Below are 17,826 nucleotides of genomic sequence, written 5' to 3'. Positions count from 1 at the left end.
TTCTGGGTGAGGGGAAAATAATGGAAATTACATTGGAAAGCAGAATGAAGACCTTGTCCGGAGAAATGAGGCTTCTGCTCAATCTGTTGTCAAACTATTCTTCCTATATGGTGGAAGCAGCAGACCGGCCAACTGATACCCGGAATATAAATTGGGATTTGTTTGTCGAACTTACTGTGCATCACCGCATCTATCCTTATTTGTATCCGCTCTTGAAGAAGAATAGAGAGTCACTTGGCGTTCCTGTGGAGATTATGCAGGAGCTTCAGGCACTGTATACCCGGAACACTTTTCAAATGCTGTATTTCTCCGGTGAAATGGAACTTCTCGGGCGTATGTTCGCGGAAAATGACATCCAGTGTCTATTTTTAAAAGGGCCTGTACTCGCGCGTGATTTATATGGCGACTTGTCGCTGCGAACCTCTTGCGATTTGGATTTGCTGCTGCCTCTCGAATTACTTGAGAGGGCAGAGGCGCTTTTGCTACAGCAAGGGTACATCAAGGACGAATATATCCGAACGGTGTTAAATGACTGGAAATGGCGGCATCATCATTTTGTCTACAATCATCCAGACAAGGGGATTAAAGTTGAACTACACTGGCGACTTAACCCGGCTCCGTCACTTGAACCGTCCTTTGGAGAATTGTGGAGCCGCAGACGTACCAGTACGCTATTCAAATATCCGATCTACTATCTGGGACAAGAGGATCTCTTTCTATTTCTCGTCGCACATGGGGCAAGACATGGTTGGTCCCGGATCCGCTGGCTGCTGGATATTAAGCAACTGCTGCTGCAGAGTCTGGACGCCCGCAAACTTATGAAACTGCTGAAAGATAACCATTTTTTTCACATTGGAGGACAGGCGCTGACTTTGGCGGAGGAATTGCTGGCGGCACCAATTGACCAGGGGCTCAAGCCGATGCGTCAAAGTGAGAAATCAATGAAACTTGCGGAAGAGGCCATGTTTTACGTGGAGCGGATGATCAACCTGCATTCCGGTCCGCTGCCAGAAGAGGAAGATCGCTATCACAAAAAACATCAGTACGCTCTTCTTGATCCCAGCCGCAAAATTCTGTTTCTGCTGAGTACCCTGTTTCCTTACCCGGAAGATGCGGAGAGGCTGCCGCTTCCTAAATCACTTCATTTTTTATATTTCCCCCTAAGACCTGTCCTTTGGATGTGGAGGAAGATAGGAGGTCCGCAATGAGCGATGTTCTGATTGCTTCATATGATATGGAAGTCGGCGGGGTTGAGCGAAGTTTGGCCGCTATGCTGGAGCATTTTGACTATACGCGTTATGCCGTTGATCTGATGCTGTATCGGCATCAAGGGGATTTGCTTCCTCTGATATCCGATGCAGTAAACCTGCTGCCGGAGAACCCGGCCTATGCTACATTCCGGCAGTCCATACCCGCCATCATCCGACAAAAACATTATGGAATCGCTTGGGGACGTATTCTGGCTAAAGTGCACGGAGAGTACGTACGGCTGACCCGGAATATGCCGGAGTCCGGCTATTATCAAATGCAGCTGATGTGGCGGTATACCTTGGCCCATCTGCCGAGGCTGGAGCGTTCCTACGATGTTGCAATCAGCTATTTGTGGCCGCATGATTTTGTAGCCCATAAGGTGCAGGCCAAAGTCAAAATCGCCTGGATTCATACCGATTATTCCACCATCGAAACCGACAAAGCTATGGATTATGCCATGTGGAGCCGATTCGACTGGATTGTTGCCGTTTCGGATGCATGTCAAGCTTCCTTTTTGGATAAGTATCCGGAACTAAAAGACAAAGTCATTGTAATTGAGAATATTACCTCTCCTGAGTTTATTCATTCCATGGCAGAAGAGAATATGGACAACCCGATGAACAGCGACAATTCCTTCAAATTGGCCACCGTGGGGAGACTTTCCTATCAAAAGGGTTTTGATCAAGCTATTCAGGCACTGCGCCTGCTTCATGACAGAGGATACACCGATATCCGGTGGTATGTAGTCGGTTACGGCGGCGATGAGGCTGCTCTTCGCGATCTCATTGCACAGAACAACTTAACGGAAGATTTTATTCTGCTAGGTAAGCATATTAATCCGTACCCTTTCGTGAAGGCCTGTGATCTTTATGTGCAGCCCTCCAGGTATGAAGGAAAGGCTGTTACCGTAACTGAAGCCAAAATTCTGGGCAAGCCAGTATTAATTACGAATTATGCTACGGCTCCGAGTCAAATTGAAGATGGTGTAGACGGGTGCATCGCGGAATTGTCGGTGCAGGGGATCGCAGATGGGATCGAGAGGCTCTATCATGACGAAGCACTCCGCCGGAGAATTGCCGATTATTGCGCGAATTACAATCACGTCAATACGGACGAGTTGCGTAAATTGTACAGCCGAATGAACAGCGGGGAGGATGCGGTGCGGAATGCCCTCTAATGTAAGCATCGTCATTCCCGTCTACAATGCGGCCCGATACCTGAAACCCTGTGTGGAATCACTTTTGTCCCAGACGATGCGGGGATGCGAGTTTATCTTTGTCAATGATGGCTCCACCGACAGCAGCCGTGCGATTATTGAATCCTACATGGAGACGGACAGCCGGATTATTCTGCTGAATCAGGATAACCAAGGGGTTAGTAGCGCACGCAATGCGGGTATCAGGGCTGCTTCAGGAACGTATGTAGCTTTTGTCGACGCTGACGATACGGTAGATTCAGACATGTATGAAATTATGTATGAAGCTGCGCTTGAAAGCGGCTGCGATATTGTGATCACTAACTTTGAAAGTCAATTCGGCCCACATAAAGTGGTGGTCAAATATCCTTTTGAAGCAGGGAAAGTCTTATTCAGCGAAGAGATAAATGCCGTGATTCTGCCGCATTTCGTCCGATCTGACGATTGTCATACCTCTTGCAACAAGCTGTATCGCCGAGAGATGTTAGCCATGCATGAACTGTCATTTCCGCTTCGTGTTGCACTGGGTGAGGACGGGATTTTCAATATGGAAGTCTTCAGCCACGCGCAATGCGTAATATATGTGGATTACACCGGCTACCACTACCGGGAGAGCGAGGGGAGTGCAACCCGGAATATTGCCGCGAGCGACTATTTTGCCCGGGCGGTTGAAGTGTTGGAGTCGCCATTACCGTACAAGTTCGAGGAGCGGCTTCGGGAACTGAATCTTCACGATCTTAAGGCGGTTCGTTTCATTCGTACCGTTACGGCGATTCTCCACATGTACATGGAGCCGCACTCCCAATTGAACTTTCGGACCAGAGCCGCTTATGTTCGCCGCATGTTGAACAGCCCGCAGGTGCGGGCGGCTCTTCCTCACTTTTATCAATCTGAATATCCCAAGCTGGGACGCTATCAACGGTTAATGACCGATTTTATGAGAAGTAGAAATATTGGTGGCATTTATCTGATGACGTTATATAGCCGTATCCGTAATAAGTAAACTGGAGGGATCTGCAATGAAGATTATGATGTTTGCGCATGGCGGAAGCTTAAACCGGGGGTGCGAGGCCATTGTGCGTTCCTCTGCGGGTATTATCAAGAAAGAGATAAGTGAGGCCCGTGTATACCTGGCTTCGGAAAGACCGGATACCGACACTGTGATTACCACATTGGATGGCATTTACGACGGATCCAAAAAAGAATTGAAAAGACTGTCCCTAGAGTGGTTCATATCCGCACTACGTTATAAGCTGCTGAAGGATGAGTCTTATGCGATATCCAGGGTGGAACAGAGGACGATCAGCAGAATCAAAGATGTCGACGTGTGCTTGTCCATTGGTGGTGACAATTACTGTTATGGCGAACAGCCTAACTGGTATGAAATCGACAGGAGAATTAAGAAGCAGGGTAAAAAGCTGGTACTTTGGGGCTGCTCCATCGGTGAAGAGGATATGTCCGATCCCAAGCTTGAAGATCTGAGACAATTTGATTTGATCTTGGCGCGGGAAAGTCTTACCTATGAAATGCTGAGAGCTAAGGGACTCACGAGCGTCAAGCTATGTGCTGACCCGGCGTTTACGATGGAGAAGGAAGAATTGGCCCTTCCGGATGGATGGCAGGAGGGTAACACCATCGGCCTAAATTTCAGTCCGCTGGTCAGCGGGCGCAACAAGTTGGCTCATGCTGCGGTGCACGAACTCATCCGTTATATTCTGGACCAGACGGACATGACAATCGCATTAACCCCGCATGTGATGGTTGACGGCAATAACGATCATGAACTGCTGGAGACTTTTTATCAGGAATATAAGCATACCGGAAGAGTCATTCTCTTGCCTGATAACCTGACGGCTATCCAGTATAAAGGCTATATCGCCAGGATGCGATTCTTTATCGGAGCGCGTACCCATGCCACGATTGCAGCATATTCGAATCATGTTCCAACCTTGGTACTCGGATACAGTGTGAAATCCAAGGGAATCGCCAAGGACTTGTTTGGTGAGGAGAAGCTGGTGCTCGGTATTGGCGATATTTCAAGCGGCAATGTCCTCATCTCCAAGTTCGATGAAATGCGGGCAGAAGAAGAAGATATCACGGCAAGACTGAGAGAGGCTATTCCGCGCATTCAGCGGATGTCGTATAAGGCGGCTGACTATCTCAGGGAACTGGCATGAGGCCGATATGAAGAAAAAACTTCTTTTTGTCATCCCCAGCCTGACTTCCGGTGGCGGCGAACGCAGCTTGGTCAACTTATTGAGCCAGATTGACTATAACGCTTATGAAGTAGATCTCTTTATCCTGAATCATCAAGGGATGTTCATGGAGTTCATTCCTCCGCAAGTGCGAGTTCTCCCGCTACCTGAACGTTACCGACGTTTTGCGCTTCCTCTGCCAAGAGCCATGGTGGGCTTGATCGCGGCAGGCAAGCCGATTCTGGCTTGTCACCGGATGTTATTCAGCCTAACAAACCGGAGAAGAGGTAACGACTCAGTTAAGGAACAGTACAGCTGGAAGCATCTATCGCCATTCTTAGATGAGCTGCCTGAAACCTATGATGCTGCTATCGGTTTTTTGGAGAAGACGTCTATCTATTTCTGTGTAGATAAGGTTCAAGCGGCGAGCAAGGTGGGATGGATTCATAACGATTACGACGAATTGGGGATGGACCCGGCGTTCGATAAGCCCTATTTTGAACAGCTTCTGCACCTGATAACCGTATCCGATGAGTGCGCAAGCAAGCTGACGAAGCGCTTTCCAGAGCAGAAGCATAAAGTGCGGATCATTCATAATATTGTATCGCCGGTTATGATTCGGCAATTGGCCGGTCAAATCCAGGTAGATGACACCTCTTCCTCCGGAGAAGATGAGATTTCTATATTGTCGATTGGCAGACTCCATTCTCAAAAAGCGTTCGATCTGGCGATTGAGGCATGCAAAGAGCTGGTCGACAAGGGCTTCAATATCCGTTGGAGCGTGATTGGAGAAGGTGACGAACGGCAGAAGCTAACAGAGCTTATTACCCGTTATGGCCTTCAGGAACACTTTCGTCTGCTCGGTCTCCGGTCAAATCCGTACCCTTACATCGAACAGGCAGATCTGTACGTGCAGACCTCCCGGTTCGAAGGGAAGTCAATCGCGATTGATGAGGCCAAAATTTTGAGTAAGCCAATTGTCGTCACTAATTTCACAACGGCTGCCGATCAAATCCGCCACGGGGTGGATGGCTTGATTGCCGAAATGAATCCTTCCGCAATTGCGGAGGCGGTTTCGCTTCTGATCAAAGACAGAAAGCTGCGCACGCAGTTGTCTGACAATCTCGGACGGCTGGATTTGGGAACTGAGGATGAAGTGTATAAATTCTACGATCTCCTAGGATAGGAGGAAGACCGAAATGATACACAAGAAGAAACTATTGTTTGTTATGAACAGCCTGGTATGCGGCGGGGCAGAGAAATCGCTGATATCACTGCTCCAATCCTTGGATTATTCCAGCTATGAAGTGGATTTAATGCTGCTTAGCCATACAGGAATGTTCATGGGTCAAATTCCCGATGAAGTCCGGCTACTGCCGGAGCCGCCCCAATATCAGTATTTCGATATGCCGATTAGAGAGGCTTTGAGGAACTGTCTGTCGGCTGGGCGAGTTGATCTTGCCATAGGACGGATTCGTACTGGATTGTTATTTAGGAACGATCATAATCCGGGGACCCGCGAACAGGCTTTATGGAAATACAGCGCGAAGGCTCTGAGACCTTTACCTGTAGCTTATGATGCAGCAATCGGATTCCTGGAAAAGACGCCAATCTATTATGTAATGGATAAAGTGCAGGCGCGCGTCAAAATTGGTTTTATTCATAATGATTATGACAAGCTGGGAATGAATCCGGAATTGGATCGTCCGGTATTTGAGCGATTGGATCGGATTGCGACCGTCTCGGAGGAATGTGTCAGGATCTTGAAGCGCCGTTTTCCGGAAATGGAAGATAAAATCGAGCTTATGCATAATATCGTTTCTCCTTCAGCTATCATCGGTCTTTCGAACGTAGAGCTTTCCATTCCGCGCAAAGATCGGACGACGATCGTCTCAGTGGGCCGGCTAAACTATCAAAAGGGTTTCGCGTTGGCGGTAGAGGCATGCTCCCTGCTAGTAGAGAACGGCTATGACGTACGCTGGTACATCGTAGGGGATGGGGAGGAACGGCCAAAGCTGGAGCGTTTGATTAAGGAACGGGGGGTGGAGGACCATCTTATCCTTGCCGGCTTGCAAGAGAACCCTTACCCCTACATCAAACAGTGTGATATTTACGTTCAGACTTCGTTGTTTGAAGGGCGCTGTCTAACCATTACGGAAGCCAAGATTTTGAACAAACCGATTGTCTCTACCGATTTTGAAGTCATTTATGATCAGCTTACCGACGGTCTTAACGGAATTGTAGTGGGGAAGGATGGCCATTCCATTTATGAAGGTATCCGAAGACTAATTGAAGAGAACGGGCTGAAGGAAAGGCTGTCCCGCCATCTGGCGGAGGAAGAACTCGGAACTGAAGCGGAAATCGGGAAACTGTATCAGTGGATAAGCTAGAGCGGAGGGGGGAGATCTTATTTTTTTTCAAATATTTAGTCTTGCCGTTCTCGCGTTAATTCTTGTTGTCGTGCTTATAGATGTATTGCCCGTCTTTGGTAGCTGGCTGGCACGAATACATATTGGCCGTTATGGCGACCGGCGGGTTTGGAGCCAGGCAATTACCGGAATCGGCCTCGGTTGGCTTCGGAGAACGCCTACTATTAAGGTGACTGACAATACAAGGCTGATTGTTATGGATATGCTCAGAGGGAATTATTCCCGCTCAGCGATCCAGCATTGGCAGGAAGCTGCGCTGCTGCTCGGCATGCAGGAACAATTGTCTCGCGGCAACAATCAAGATGACATTCAGATTCGGGAAAGGGCAAAGAATAAGCTCTCCGTACATTTAAATGCTTCAGGAGACTGGAAGAAGGCTCCCGGGGAGGTAGACGGAGCGATTTTGGCCTATTCCATTTTGAAATGGAATCGCTTGGAGCCTGTCAATTGCCAGCCGGCCATGGATCAGGTCTGGGAGCTCCTCCGCAGCCGGATCGGCGAAGAGGGTACCGTTCAGTACCGTAAGGCGATGTCTGGTTACCGGTATGTAGATACTATTGGCTTCATCTGTCCGTTTCTCGTACGTTATGGCCTTGACTATAACAAACCGGAGTGCCTGGATCTGGCAGTTCGTCAGATTCTAGAGTATGAGCAACACGGGATGCTGCCAACACTCGGCGTTCCCTTTCATGCCTATTCTATTAAGCACAACTATTTGCTGGGGCTGCACGGCTGGGGTAGAGGTCTCGGATGGTACGCGATTGGACTCATTGATGCCTGGAACGAACTCCCCGAGGAACATGAGGCCAAGAAGGTACTTCAGGATGCTGTTGTTCGATTCGCACATGCCGCTGTCTCCGTTCAAGGGGAGAGAGGCCAATGGAATTGGACGGTCACCCGGACTGAGTCCAGAGCAGACTCATCTGCTACAGCAATGCTGGCCTGGTTTATGGGTCTGGCCTCGCAAATACCGGAAATCTCTCAGATGTGTGAGGCCAGCTTCGACCGGGCAGTAACCTATTTGATGTCCGTAACACGCAGGAATGGTGCAGTCGATTTCTCCCAGGGTGACACCAAGGATATCGGCGTCTACTCGACGTTGTTCGAGCTTCTTCCCTTTACTCAAGGATTCTGCATCCGTATAGCGGCTATGCTTCAGAAATAGGTAAGGCGGGGATACGCATGAGAGTCAGAAACTCCATCATCAACATCATAACGGGGATCGGCAACCAGCTTATTATTACCCTGCTGAGCTTTGTCTCCAGAACCGTATTCATTAATAGTCTGGGAATTGAATACCTGGGCGTCAACAGTTTGTTCACCAATATCCTCATGATGCTTACCTTGTCGGAGGCGGGTATTGGTGCCAGTATTATGTACAGCCTGTACAAACCGGTAGCGGAGAATGACACCGAGAGAATAAAACGTCTCATGCGTCTGTATCGCAATGCCTACATGGTGATTGCACTGGTTGTTATGCTGCTCGGACTCTCTGTTCTGCCTTTCCTGAATGATATTGTCAGAGATCAGAGCGTACAGCATCTGCACGTGATCTACCTGATATTTCTCGTAAATACAGTCGCACCTTATTTCTTCTCTTACAAAAACGCCTTCCTGAGTGTTAACCAGAAAAACTATATCGTAACCGCCGCCTTCTCCATCAACTCCATTTTGTCCGCCTTGATCAAGATCAGCATCCTGTATTTTACATCCAATTATATTTTATTCCTGATTGTGGACAGCATCATGACCATCTCAACGGCAGCCATTCTGAATATGATTGCCAACCGCAAGTACCCGTACTTGAAGGAGAAAGCGGCCGGTAAGCTGGATCCGGAGACGAAGAGTGATATTGTCAAGAACGTCAAAGCGATTGTTATTCAGAACATTGGAAGCTTTTTGATTCTGGAAACCGAGAGTATTCTCATCTCTATATTTGTCAGTGTATCCGCCGTCGGATTATACTCGAATTACAAGATGCTGATCGATATTTCCAGAACCTTCATTAACCAGGTGTTTCAGAACCTCTATCACAGCGTCGGGAATCTCGTATCTAGTGAGAGTAAGGAAAAGGTCTATAGTGTGTATAAAGTTATGCAGTTGCTCAGCTTTTGGCTATATTCTCTGCTTGCAATCGTTTTGTTTGTTACGATAGAGCCGTTTATTAAAGTCTGGATTGGACAGAAATTTCTGTTGCCTTCTTATGTATTGATGTTGCTTCTGTTACTTTTCTTTGAACGCGGAATGCGTAATCCGATTACGACGATCAAGACAACGGCCGGAATTTTTCATGAAGACCGGTTTGTCCCGCTTGCTCAGGCAGGAATCGGGTTAACGGTGTCCATTATTTTGGTTCAGCAGATCGGAATCGCAGGCGTTTTTACAGGCTCTCTCATGGGTACCTTAGCGATGCCATTCTGGACAACACCTTATCTCGTCTACACAAAAGTATTCCGGCTCCCGGTGTCCCATTATTACCGGGCGTATCTGGGGTATACGGCAACTGGATTTGCCGCACTTGGAGTTGCATGGTATGCAGGTGAATGGATTACTCCGGGCGGTTTTGCAGGCGTAGTTCTTAAAGCGTTGCTGTCCTTTATTGTGGTAAATTTAGTGTACGTTCTAATCTTCCGTCGGAGAGAAGAGTTTACTTATCTGGCGTCGGTTGCAAAAGGTATTCTAGGCAGGGTGAGTACCAAAATGAGTCCGGTCAAGAAAAGGGAGGTTCATTAAATGTCTATTCTAATCACTGGCGGCGCGGGGTACATAGGCAGTCATACAGCAGTCGTGTTGCTGGAGGCTGGATATAAGATTGTGGTGGTCGACAATTTCTCGAACAGCCATCCGGAGGCGATATCACGCATTAAGGAGATCACGGGCAGGAACTTTGACTTCTATGAGCTGGATCTGCTAGACCGGGAAGCTCTGGAAGAGGTGTTCACACGGCATCATATCGAGGCTGTTATTCATTTTGCCGGTTTGAAATCGGTAGGAGAGTCGGTAAGGCTCCCGTTGAAGTATTATCAAACGAATCTTCTCAGTACACTGAACCTCTGTGAGGTGATGACCACACATGAGGTGTTTCGTCTGGTATTCAGCTCCTCGGCCACTGTATATGGCAACTCCCAGCAGGTACCGATAACAGAGGAGTCTCCGCTTGGAGCGACGAATCCATACGGGCGCACCAAGTTAATGATTGAAGAAGTCTTACGTGATCTGGCAGTCTCCGATTCTCGCTGGGGAATCTCGATTCTCCGGTATTTCAACCCTGTCGGCTCCCATAAGAGCGGTCGGATTGGTGAAGATCCGAATGGGACGCCTAACAATCTGATGCCGTATATCTCTCAGGTTGCTGTCGGCAAGCTTGAGCGGGTAGCGGTCTTTGGCAGTGACTATTCCACGCCTGACGGCACCGGTGTCCGCGATTACATTCATGTGGTCGATTTGGCTGAAGGCCATCTGAAGGCACTTAAGCGTCTTGAGGAGCACAGAGGCGTTGAAGAATACAATTTGGGAACTGGTCAAGGCTATAGTGTTCTGGACATGATTAGTGCCTTTGAGGCGGCAACGGGCAAGGTCATCCCGTATACGCTGACTGACCGGCGGCCCGGCGACATTGCGGTCTGCTATGCGGATACGTCGAAAGCGGTCCGGGAATTGCAGTGGGCGGCAATTCGGGGTGTGCACGAAATGTGCGAGGATACGTGGCGTTGGCAACAATTGAATCCCCATGGGTACAAAGACAGTGAGATCAGAGTTCTCCCATAGAGAGTATAGAACGTCGTCTGCAGCCGCAAGTCCCTTAGCGGCGACCTGTTCCCGGTAATGTATCGGAGCCAGGTCGCCGTTTTGTTTTGCCTATAGAAGTAGTCTGGAGAATACAAATAAGCCGAATCGCAAGCGATCCGGCATCTGGGAGAAGAAGTTATTCCTTTTTAAGCTTCCATTTGTTATATTCCAAGAATTCTCTAAACTGAACCTTGCTAATTCCGGACAGCATCGCTTCCTGCGCCAAGTCGTTCCATTCCTTGTCCAGCGCATTTGTTTTATCAAAAGAATGCTCCGATTGTAGAAATTCTTCCGCAGAGATACCGAGCACCCCACCGACCTTTTCAAGAAATTGAATGGATGGGTTCTGTTGAATGCCTCGCTCTATGGAACTTAGGTAGGATTTGGCTACGCCTGCTTTCTCGGACAGCTCTGTCAGAGAGTAGTTTTTCTTCTTGCGAAGTTGTTGAATTCGTTCACCGATCATCTCTGACCTCCAAAAAATGACTTGCCCAACTATGCCTTAATGGTATTGGCGTACTTGTCAACTGTAACGAATTTCTCCATGACCTCTGCTCCCGATACATAGTAAGGACCGCTGCGCAGCCATGCGTGGGCAATTAGAGCACCGTTCTCATCCTTGGCGGTTCCTAGATAGAGTGTGCTTTCGATTCCGCGCCGCTGCAGCATTTTCATGCCAGAGATCGCGCGAACAAGACACTTGCTCTCCCATGGGGTATACTTGCTCATCAACTGAATGGCCTGAGAAATATCACGTATGTTCCGGACTTGATCGTGGGCGACTTCAGCATCTGTTTCTTTCCAGCGTTCTCCTAGAGAAGGTGCCACTCTCGAAAATTTGAAGGTAATCAGAATTCGTGACCATCCCAACTGGAAGAAGGCTTCCAGGTATAGCCGGCGATAAGGGTGTTCCAGATGCAGTAGTGTTCGAAGTTTACCGCCAACGCTGCTCATGGGGCCACTTCGATTCGAATCAAGCCTGCGTGCAGCAAATGCTGTAGAAATGGTACTACATCCTGTTCGCAAGCCTCAGGTTCTATGTCATACTGTTGCTGCAGGGAGGCTATCAAATCCTGCAGTGATTTAGGTGTATTTAGCAAGGTCCAGATATCTCCGCCAACTTGTCCCAGATTGTAATATTTGCCCTGCTGCAGGCTGAACATGACTTTCTCCCCGTCCATATCACTGACAACGTTTCCTTCGCACTGAGCCAGCACGGTATTTGGGAATATAACCGAGTTTTTTGTCATCTGAGTATTCTCCTTAAGAAAATGAATTGAACATGTATGAAGAAAGTAATCTACTAAAAATAAAGGAAGGCCAGACTTTCGCTGAATACAATCGATGAGGGAAGGAGGAAGCAAAGCTTATTTGAAATATTCGGGAATAATCAGGCTATATCTGCGGGAAATCAGACCTTAAAACATAACACCTGATTAAGCAATACCTTCATAGTTAATACCGTTCTTACGAAAGAACGATTGCGTATAATGTTACGAGATCCATAGGACTGTATGTTCTCAATAAAGAACATACAGTCATAATTTAAAATACACTTCTTTCGCTTTATTGTCAACCTACTTAAGAGATTTTTGTTCAATCTTATGAGAAAATGTCACTTTGTAGTGGACAGACGTTAATTGAAAGTTTAGCCCATGGCATGTATGATCGCATTAATTGATAGCGGATCAACAAGAGAAGGTGCGAAGGGTCTCCTGAAGGGGGATATTTCAGTGTACGGAGGGACCTATGGAGGAATTAGTATTTGTATATGGCTCACTCTTATGGAGTGAAGAGAATAATCGATATTTGCGGGACGCCCGAAGAATTTCAGCATTGGCTTGGACGCAAGGAAGACTTATAGATACAGGGTTAGGCTATCCAGCCATGCTGAGAGAAGAAGAGACTGGTACCGTAAACGGTGAACTATATTCTATGACAGCAGAGACACTTCGAGAAATCGACGAGTTTGAGGATTTCTACGGCTTCGGACATTTGGATAATGAATATGAGCGGGTAAAACTCGAAGTGTGGACAGATAAAGGAAAGTTTCAGGCTTGGGCCTACATTTTTAACCGGGAAACTGGCTTAGCGGCTGTACACGGAGATTGGCGGCTAAGTCAGATGCAGCGTACGGGAAATGTACTATATTTTGCTTATGGAAGCTGCATGGATACAGAGCGGATTTCGCAAGCGGGATGGCATGATCACTTCAAAATGGTTGTGGGCCGAGGCGTAGCCGAAGGGTTCAGCTTGAAATTCACGTATGTTATGGAGGACGGCGGACGTGCCGACCTGGTAGAGTGTGGGGGCCGTACAGAAGGTAAACTTTATCGCATATCCGCCGAATGTCTGCAACAATATCTCTATCTCCGCGAAGGGGTCGACAGCAACCAATACCGCCCAGCGGTTATTCCAGTCAGGCTGGATAATGGGGACAGCGTACCGGCAGTAACTTTTATTGTGGTGGACAAGCAATCCGAGATAGCGCCTCCCGCACATTATATGAAGGAAATTTTGCGAGGTGCCCGTCCAGTGGTCTCTGCAGAGTATCATGAAGCTCTCCTAACGCGGTTTGTGACGAGTTACGGTTATGTTGAATCATCGTTTTAAGTTATGTGCACACTTATTTACAATGACGATACAACTTGGAAACATCCTGATGTTTTAATAGAACCAAGCCACACAAGACCAACTTACTTATAAGGAGACGAGATAAATGAAAAGCAAAAAATTAATCATATCCACAATGGTGTTCGGAATGGCGGTAACAGGCTCAGCTGGGGTTTATGCAGGCACCAATATGCAGAAGATCAGCGCATACCTTAATCACAGTATTGATATTAAAGTAAATGGAGCGGCCTACACATTGGTTGACGCTAATGGAAAGGCGTTAGCACCTATTACTTACAATGATACAACTTACTTGCCGATCCGCTCTGTTTCAGGTGCTCTGAATGTACCGGTAACTTTTGATAAGAATAGCAACCAAGTGCTTATCGGCACTACCGGCAGCGGAGTATCCCAAAATGCTCTGACGGCGATTGAATATACTACGGCACAGAAGCAGGCCATCATCGCAGCATTTGGACAATTTGACGGGTTTACAACAGCCTATGCACCAACCCAGATGGTAAAAGGCGATGCCTTCCAAAAAATTGGCGCATCCGAGGATGGAGTGAATTTCCTGTTCGACCATATGAGAGTAGTCATTTCACCGCGTGATTACTCGGTAGGTTATCCAAGTCAGGCTGTGCAGTTATCAAATGGCACCAAAGCCAAATGGTACAGCCCATCGGAAGATACTCAAATGCTGGGCTTCAGTCTGGACGACCGTTTTGTGACCATCAGCTCACCTGACAAAGCTCTGACTAAAGCGCAGATGGAAAAAGTAGCAGTGAGCATTGCGAAGATGGCTAAGTAAAACTAGGAACAGCTCAAGCTCAGATCAGCACTTGTCCCGAATAACAAAGCTCTAACTAACATCGTGCAAACAGCCCGCCAATCCCTTGGGATCGGCGGGCTGTTCTCTTTACCGTGTAATCATCCAATAGAGGCTGTGGTGTGCAATCTTACCTTTTCCCGCTATTTCGGTGTACTATTTATTAGTACCGTGTTGCTTGGTGGGCAATACTTTGTTTTGGGAGCCCTTGCCCGAATGTTTGTTTTTTTCGGCTTTCTTCTGGGTGTCATGCAGCTTCTCAACAAACTCATGGGTATTATCCATTAAAGTGAATCCTCCCTTAAATAGATCATCTGGTTGTTAATGTAACCATATCGGGCATAAATCATGTGTGACCATGGGTCAAGAAAGCAGGAGAGTATGAGAATTAATAAATATATCAGTGAGACAGGCTTTTGCTCCAGAAGGGAAACGGACCGGTTAATTGAAGCCGGGAGAATAACGGTGAATGGCGTCGCTTGCCTTGCGGGAGCAGAAGTGGAGTCTGAAGATGTGGTGCTTATTGATGGTAACGAGATTCCCCGCAGAACAGAACAAGTATATCTGGCCCTGAACAAACCCAAGGGTATTGTCTGTACGGCTGCAAGGCAGGTTGCGGGCAACATTATTGATTTTGTGAACTACCCTTCCCGGATATTTGCTGTAGGAAGACTGGATAAAGATTCAGAAGGACTCATTCTGCTGACTAATGATGGTGATATTGTCAATAAAATGATGCGTTCGGAGAATGGGCATGAGAAGGAGTACCGGGTAACAGTGGATAAACCGGTGACACCGGAATTCCTGCATCAAATGTCCGCAGGGGTGGAGATTCTCGAGGTCACGACAAAACCGTGCGAAGTTTTCTTTTTAGATGAATGTGAATTCCGCATCATCTTGACCCAGGGATTGAACCTTCAGATCCGCAGAATGTGTAAGGCTCTGGGATATAGAGTATTGAAGCTAGAACGCGAGAGGATTATGAATATTACCACAGAGGGGCTTGAACAGGGGCAGTGGCGTAATCTTACCCCGGAAGAATTGAAGGAGCTGCTTTTGCGGCTTAACGAAGCTTAATTGTCAGAAAGAGCATTGACTGAAAAAGGGATATTTTTTATGATGTCTTTAGGTAAACTAATAGTTTACTTTCGTGCACTGTGGTGTAATTTTTGAGGAGGAGAACTATGGGAAATCAGGAGCGTAAGGCGAGGGAGAAGGAAATCCGGAGAACGGATATCCTCGACGCTGCGGAAAGACTATTTTTCAGGGATGGTTATGCAGCCGCGACGATGGATCATGTGGCGAAAGAAGCTGACTTCAGCAAGAGAACGGTGTACGTTTACTTCAATAGTAAGGAACAGATATTATTTGAAATTATGATGCGTGGATATAAGTTATTAATTGCAGAGGTGGAGGCTGGTCTCGCAGATGCCACTCCCCGTAATGCGCTGGACACAATCAGACGAATTGGCAACACGATCTATACCTTCAGCATCGCCCACCCGGACTATTTTAAAGCCATAGTAGATTATGAGAACAGTGAATTGGACTTCAACAGCCCTATACCTGATCAATCCCGGGAGGAGTGTTACGCTTTGGGAGAAAGGTTGTCGGAATTCTTATCCGGCGCTTTAACCGCGGGTATTGCCGAAGGCGTGATCCGCAAGGATTTGGATGTGGCAGGTACAACGCTGATTTTGTGGGCGTGCATTATAGGTGTGTTCGGTACCGTCAGAAAAAAAGAGGAATACATCAAGAATGTTCACCAGAGAGACTCGCAGAAACTTGTGTTCGAGGCGTTTGAGTTATTGATCAAATCCATCGCAAGTACGAAGGGGGAAGTCAGAGCATGAGGAAGAGGGGGATTAAAAAGATCATGTTTCTGCTGTTAGCAAGCATTACCGCAATATCCCTGCTGATTCTTGCTGTGATATTTACTTCAAGCGGTGTATTTACCGCCTCCAAATACCTGGAGCCTTGGACGCCTGGTTATTCACAGCAATTTGATGATCCCAGAATACAACTTGCAGCACACGGATTACTTTCCGCGAATGGACATAATCTACAGCCCTGGCATATCAGATTGGATAAAGAAGATCCCAAGGTATTTTATTTGTACGCCGACAGCCGGCGATTGGCGAGGGAGGTTGATCCTTGGGCCAGACAAACCATGATTTCACAAGGTACCTTTCTGGAGTATGTTAGAGTGGCGGGTGAGAAGCTCGGGTACAGTACTGCTATAGAGCTATTTCCTGAGGGGGACTATGACGAAAAGAACTTAACCGGAAGTATGGATTCCAAACCGGTGGCTAAAATAATCCTTACGAAGACAACCCCCCTGAACAGTCCGCTGTATAGTTATATGTTTCTACCCGACACGAACCGCAATGCTTACCTCGATGCCCGACTTACTAATGAGCAGGTCAGCCAAATCGCGGGGATTTCGGGTGTTGGTGATATTACAATGACAATAAGGGTATACCAAGATACGAAGGATATAAGGAAATTGGAGAACTACGTATTGGAGGGAGCGAACATTGAATCTAGGGTTCACCGGATCAATGAAGAATCCGCAGCTATTTTTCGAGCGAACGAATTTCAGAAAAACAAGTATCGCTATGGATTTTCACTGGAAGGACAGGGCACCTCAGGTTTCATGAAGCATATCATGCAAGGGCTCATTACAATCGTTCCTTCTATAAATAGCGAGAAAGCTTCAGCGGATCTTTTCGTACAATCAACCCGGACTGCAATAGAACATACGCCTGCATACGCTATGATCATATCGAAAGGGAATAGCCGTGAAGAACAGGTTGGAGCCGGTATGCTTTACAGCAGGCTTGTGCTTACAGCTCATGAAATGGGTTTAGTTATGCAGCCGGTGAGTCAGGTGTTGGAAGAATACCCGGAGATGAATGAGCAATACAGCAGCATACACAGTGAGTACGCTATGATGGGAACAACCATTCAAATGTTTCTTCGTTTAGGCCAACCGGCCAAGGATACTCCGCTTACAATGAGACGGGATGTTATGGATGTAATCATCCGATAAAGCCTGAATAATTATTTTAAGNGGAGATGAATGAGCAATACAGCAGCATACACAGTGAGTACGCTATGATGGGAACAACCATTCAAATGTTTCTTCGTTTAGGCCAACCGGCCAAGGATACTCCGCTTACAATGAGACGGGATGTTATGGATGTAATCATCCGATAAAGCCTGAATAATTATTTTAAGAAAAAAGCTTGCACAAGATCTGAATACATGGTATATTCTTATTCCGGCCAAGAAATACGGATGCTTCGCTCGAAAGAAACTTGAAAAAAAGAGCTTGCATTGAACGGCTGGATGTGATATATTATAAGAGTTGCTGGTGACGAGATGATCACCGACAACGAGAACTTGATCTTTGAAAACTGAACAACGAGTGAGTGGGGTTTTACGAAAGTAAAATCCAAAAATAGAGAATATAACTATTCTCGTCAGATGTTTCAAAATGAGCTATCGCTCTTTTCAATAACT

At 47.1% G+C, this 17,826-nt stretch carries 18 protein-coding genes; 14 read left to right on the top strand and 4 right to left on the bottom strand.

From position 1 onward, the window contains the following. The first annotated feature begins 20 nt into the window (after nt 1-20). Genes ACAN55_RS21525 through galE form a run of 9 tightly spaced genes read left to right on the top strand, consistent with a single transcriptional unit; the run spans nt 21 to nt 10,838 of the window. Nucleotides 21-1,208 carry a nucleotidyltransferase domain-containing protein gene (locus tag ACAN55_RS21525; RefSeq protein WP_379137767.1) on the top strand — a complete coding sequence of 396 codons (1,188 nt, stop codon included), beginning with the start codon at nt 21-23 and terminating at the stop codon, nt 1,206-1,208. Continuing rightward, nucleotides 1,205-2,428 (top strand): glycosyltransferase, encoded by a 1,224-nt coding sequence (locus tag ACAN55_RS21520; RefSeq protein WP_379137764.1) that lies wholly within the window; start codon nt 1,205-1,207, stop codon nt 2,426-2,428. The genes ACAN55_RS21525 and ACAN55_RS21520 overlap by 4 nt, the downstream gene beginning before the upstream one ends. After that, nucleotides 2,418-3,449: a glycosyltransferase family 2 protein gene (locus ACAN55_RS21515; RefSeq protein WP_379137762.1), complete on the top strand. Its 1,032-nt coding sequence runs from the start codon at nt 2,418-2,420 to the stop codon at nt 3,447-3,449. Before ACAN55_RS21520 ends, ACAN55_RS21515 begins: the two co-directional genes overlap by 11 nt. Nucleotides 3,450-3,465: 16 nt before the next feature. Continuing rightward, the gene (locus ACAN55_RS21510) at nt 3,466-4,623 is read left to right on the top strand and encodes a polysaccharide pyruvyl transferase family protein (protein WP_379137760.1); all 1,158 of its coding nucleotides are present in this window, start codon (nt 3,466-3,468) and stop codon (nt 4,621-4,623) included. Between the two features lie 7 nt (nt 4,624-4,630). Continuing rightward, entirely contained in the window at nt 4,631-5,827 is a 1,197-nt protein-coding gene (locus ACAN55_RS21505; RefSeq protein WP_379137758.1) for a glycosyltransferase, read from the top strand. 13 nt (nt 5,828-5,840) lie between these two features. Continuing rightward, nucleotides 5,841-7,031 (top strand): glycosyltransferase, encoded by a 1,191-nt coding sequence (locus ACAN55_RS21500; protein WP_379137755.1) that lies wholly within the window; start codon nt 5,841-5,843, stop codon nt 7,029-7,031. A 19-nt stretch (nt 7,032-7,050) separates the two neighbouring features. Further along, nucleotides 7,051-8,235: a glycoside hydrolase family 88 protein gene (locus ACAN55_RS21495; RefSeq protein WP_379137827.1), complete on the top strand. Its 1,185-nt coding sequence runs from the start codon at nt 7,051-7,053 to the stop codon at nt 8,233-8,235. Nucleotides 8,236-8,252: 17 nt separating this feature from the next. Then, on the top strand, nt 8,253-9,803 hold the full coding sequence (locus ACAN55_RS21490) for a lipopolysaccharide biosynthesis protein (RefSeq protein ID WP_379137752.1): 1,551 nt from the start codon (nt 8,253-8,255) through the stop codon (nt 9,801-9,803). After that, on the top strand, nt 9,804-10,838 hold the full coding sequence (gene galE / locus ACAN55_RS21485) for a UDP-glucose 4-epimerase GalE (protein WP_379137749.1): 1,035 nt from the start codon (nt 9,804-9,806) through the stop codon (nt 10,836-10,838). A 157-nt stretch (nt 10,839-10,995) separates the two neighbouring features. On the opposite strand, the gene ACAN55_RS21480 is transcribed toward galE, so the two are convergent. Genes ACAN55_RS21480 through ACAN55_RS21470 form a run of 3 tightly spaced genes read right to left on the bottom strand, consistent with a single transcriptional unit; the run spans nt 10,996 to nt 12,109 of the window. Continuing rightward, entirely contained in the window at nt 10,996-11,325 is a 330-nt protein-coding gene (locus tag ACAN55_RS21480) for a helix-turn-helix domain-containing protein (protein WP_379137747.1), read from the bottom strand. A 29-nt stretch (nt 11,326-11,354) separates the two neighbouring features. After that, nucleotides 11,355-11,813 carry a lasso peptide biosynthesis B2 protein gene (locus ACAN55_RS21475; protein ID WP_379137745.1) on the bottom strand — a complete coding sequence of 153 codons (459 nt, stop codon included), beginning with the start codon at nt 11,811-11,813 and terminating at the stop codon, nt 11,355-11,357. Then, a complete protein-coding gene (locus ACAN55_RS21470) occupies nt 11,810-12,109 on the bottom strand; it encodes a lasso peptide biosynthesis PqqD family chaperone (RefSeq protein WP_379137743.1) in 300 nt (99 codons plus the stop codon). The genes ACAN55_RS21475 and ACAN55_RS21470 overlap by 4 nt, the downstream gene beginning before the upstream one ends. 499 nt (nt 12,110-12,608) lie before the next feature. Between ACAN55_RS21470 and ACAN55_RS21465 the strand changes: the two genes are divergently transcribed. Then, nucleotides 12,609-13,472, top strand: coding sequence for a gamma-glutamylcyclotransferase family protein (locus ACAN55_RS21465; RefSeq protein ID WP_379137740.1), 864 nt, complete (start codon nt 12,609-12,611; stop codon nt 13,470-13,472). Nucleotides 13,473-13,578: 106 nt separating this feature from the next. Continuing rightward, complete coding sequence (locus ACAN55_RS21460) at nt 13,579-14,283, top strand: stalk domain-containing protein (RefSeq protein ID WP_379137737.1); 705 nt, start codon at nt 13,579-13,581, stop codon at nt 14,281-14,283. Nucleotides 14,284-14,457: 174 nt separating this feature from the next. Here ACAN55_RS21460 and ACAN55_RS21455 read toward each other — a convergent pair whose 3' ends face one another. Then, entirely contained in the window at nt 14,458-14,586 is a 129-nt protein-coding gene (locus ACAN55_RS21455; protein ID WP_379137734.1) for a DUF4023 family protein, read from the bottom strand. A gap of 96 nt (nt 14,587-14,682) precedes the next feature. Between ACAN55_RS21455 and ACAN55_RS21450 the strand changes: the two genes are divergently transcribed. The 3 genes from ACAN55_RS21450 to ACAN55_RS21440 all read left to right on the top strand — a co-directional run bounded on the left by ACAN55_RS21450 (nt 14,683) and on the right by ACAN55_RS21440 (nt 17,353). After that, on the top strand, nt 14,683-15,378 hold the full coding sequence (locus ACAN55_RS21450; RefSeq protein WP_379137731.1) for a pseudouridine synthase: 696 nt from the start codon (nt 14,683-14,685) through the stop codon (nt 15,376-15,378). 107 nt (nt 15,379-15,485) lie between these two features. After that, entirely contained in the window at nt 15,486-16,154 is a 669-nt protein-coding gene (locus tag ACAN55_RS21445; protein ID WP_379137729.1) for a TetR/AcrR family transcriptional regulator, read from the top strand. Next, nucleotides 16,151-17,353, top strand: a complete 1,203-nt coding sequence (locus ACAN55_RS21440) for an Acg family FMN-binding oxidoreductase (RefSeq protein ID WP_379137726.1) — start codon at nt 16,151-16,153, stop codon at nt 17,351-17,353. The genes ACAN55_RS21445 and ACAN55_RS21440 overlap by 4 nt, the downstream gene beginning before the upstream one ends. Nucleotides 17,354-17,826 lie beyond the last annotated feature (473 nt).

Origin of the sequence: Paenibacillus oryziterrae, assembly GCF_042610485.1 — a bacterium.
Classification (GTDB): domain Bacteria; phylum Bacillota; class Bacilli; order Paenibacillales; family Paenibacillaceae; genus Paenibacillus_AQ.
Note: the sequence above shows the minus strand (reverse complement) of the source record. Positions and strands in the feature narration are given on the sequence as shown.

Bases quoted from the DNA above. Each gene is read 5' to 3' on its own strand.
- ACAN55_RS21520 (WP_379137764.1), top strand. From the start codon at position 1,205: ATGAGCGATGTTCTGATTGCTTCATATGATATGGAAGTCGGCGGGGTT.
- ACAN55_RS21510 (WP_379137760.1), top strand. From the start codon at position 3,466: ATGAAGATTATGATGTTTGCGCATGGCGGAAGCTTAAACCGGGGGTGC.
- ACAN55_RS21475 (WP_379137745.1), bottom strand. From the start codon at position 11,813: ATGAGCAGCGTTGGCGGTAAACTTCGAACACTACTGCATCTGGAACAC.
- ACAN55_RS21505 (WP_379137758.1), top strand. From the start codon at position 4,631: ATGAAGAAAAAACTTCTTTTTGTCATCCCCAGCCTGACTTCCGGTGGC.
- ACAN55_RS21455 (WP_379137734.1), bottom strand. From the start codon at position 14,586: ATGGATAATACCCATGAGTTTGTTGAGAAGCTGCATGACACCCAGAAG.
- ACAN55_RS21490 (WP_379137752.1), top strand. From the start codon at position 8,253: ATGAGAGTCAGAAACTCCATCATCAACATCATAACGGGGATCGGCAAC.
- ACAN55_RS21445 (WP_379137729.1), top strand. From the start codon at position 15,486: ATGGGAAATCAGGAGCGTAAGGCGAGGGAGAAGGAAATCCGGAGAACG.
- ACAN55_RS21465 (WP_379137740.1), top strand. From the start codon at position 12,609: ATGGAGGAATTAGTATTTGTATATGGCTCACTCTTATGGAGTGAAGAG.
- ACAN55_RS21500 (WP_379137755.1), top strand. From the start codon at position 5,841: ATGATACACAAGAAGAAACTATTGTTTGTTATGAACAGCCTGGTATGC.
- ACAN55_RS21460 (WP_379137737.1), top strand. From the start codon at position 13,579: ATGAAAAGCAAAAAATTAATCATATCCACAATGGTGTTCGGAATGGCG.
- ACAN55_RS21440 (WP_379137726.1), top strand. From the start codon at position 16,151: ATGAGGAAGAGGGGGATTAAAAAGATCATGTTTCTGCTGTTAGCAAGC.
- ACAN55_RS21525 (WP_379137767.1), top strand. From the start codon at position 21: ATGGAAATTACATTGGAAAGCAGAATGAAGACCTTGTCCGGAGAAATG.
- ACAN55_RS21515 (WP_379137762.1), top strand. From the start codon at position 2,418: ATGCCCTCTAATGTAAGCATCGTCATTCCCGTCTACAATGCGGCCCGA.
- galE (WP_379137749.1), top strand. From the start codon at position 9,804: ATGTCTATTCTAATCACTGGCGGCGCGGGGTACATAGGCAGTCATACA.
- ACAN55_RS21480 (WP_379137747.1), bottom strand. From the start codon at position 11,325: ATGATCGGTGAACGAATTCAACAACTTCGCAAGAAGAAAAACTACTCT.
- ACAN55_RS21450 (WP_379137731.1), top strand. From the start codon at position 14,683: ATGAGAATTAATAAATATATCAGTGAGACAGGCTTTTGCTCCAGAAGG.
- ACAN55_RS21470 (WP_379137743.1), bottom strand. From the start codon at position 12,109: ATGACAAAAAACTCGGTTATATTCCCAAATACCGTGCTGGCTCAGTGC.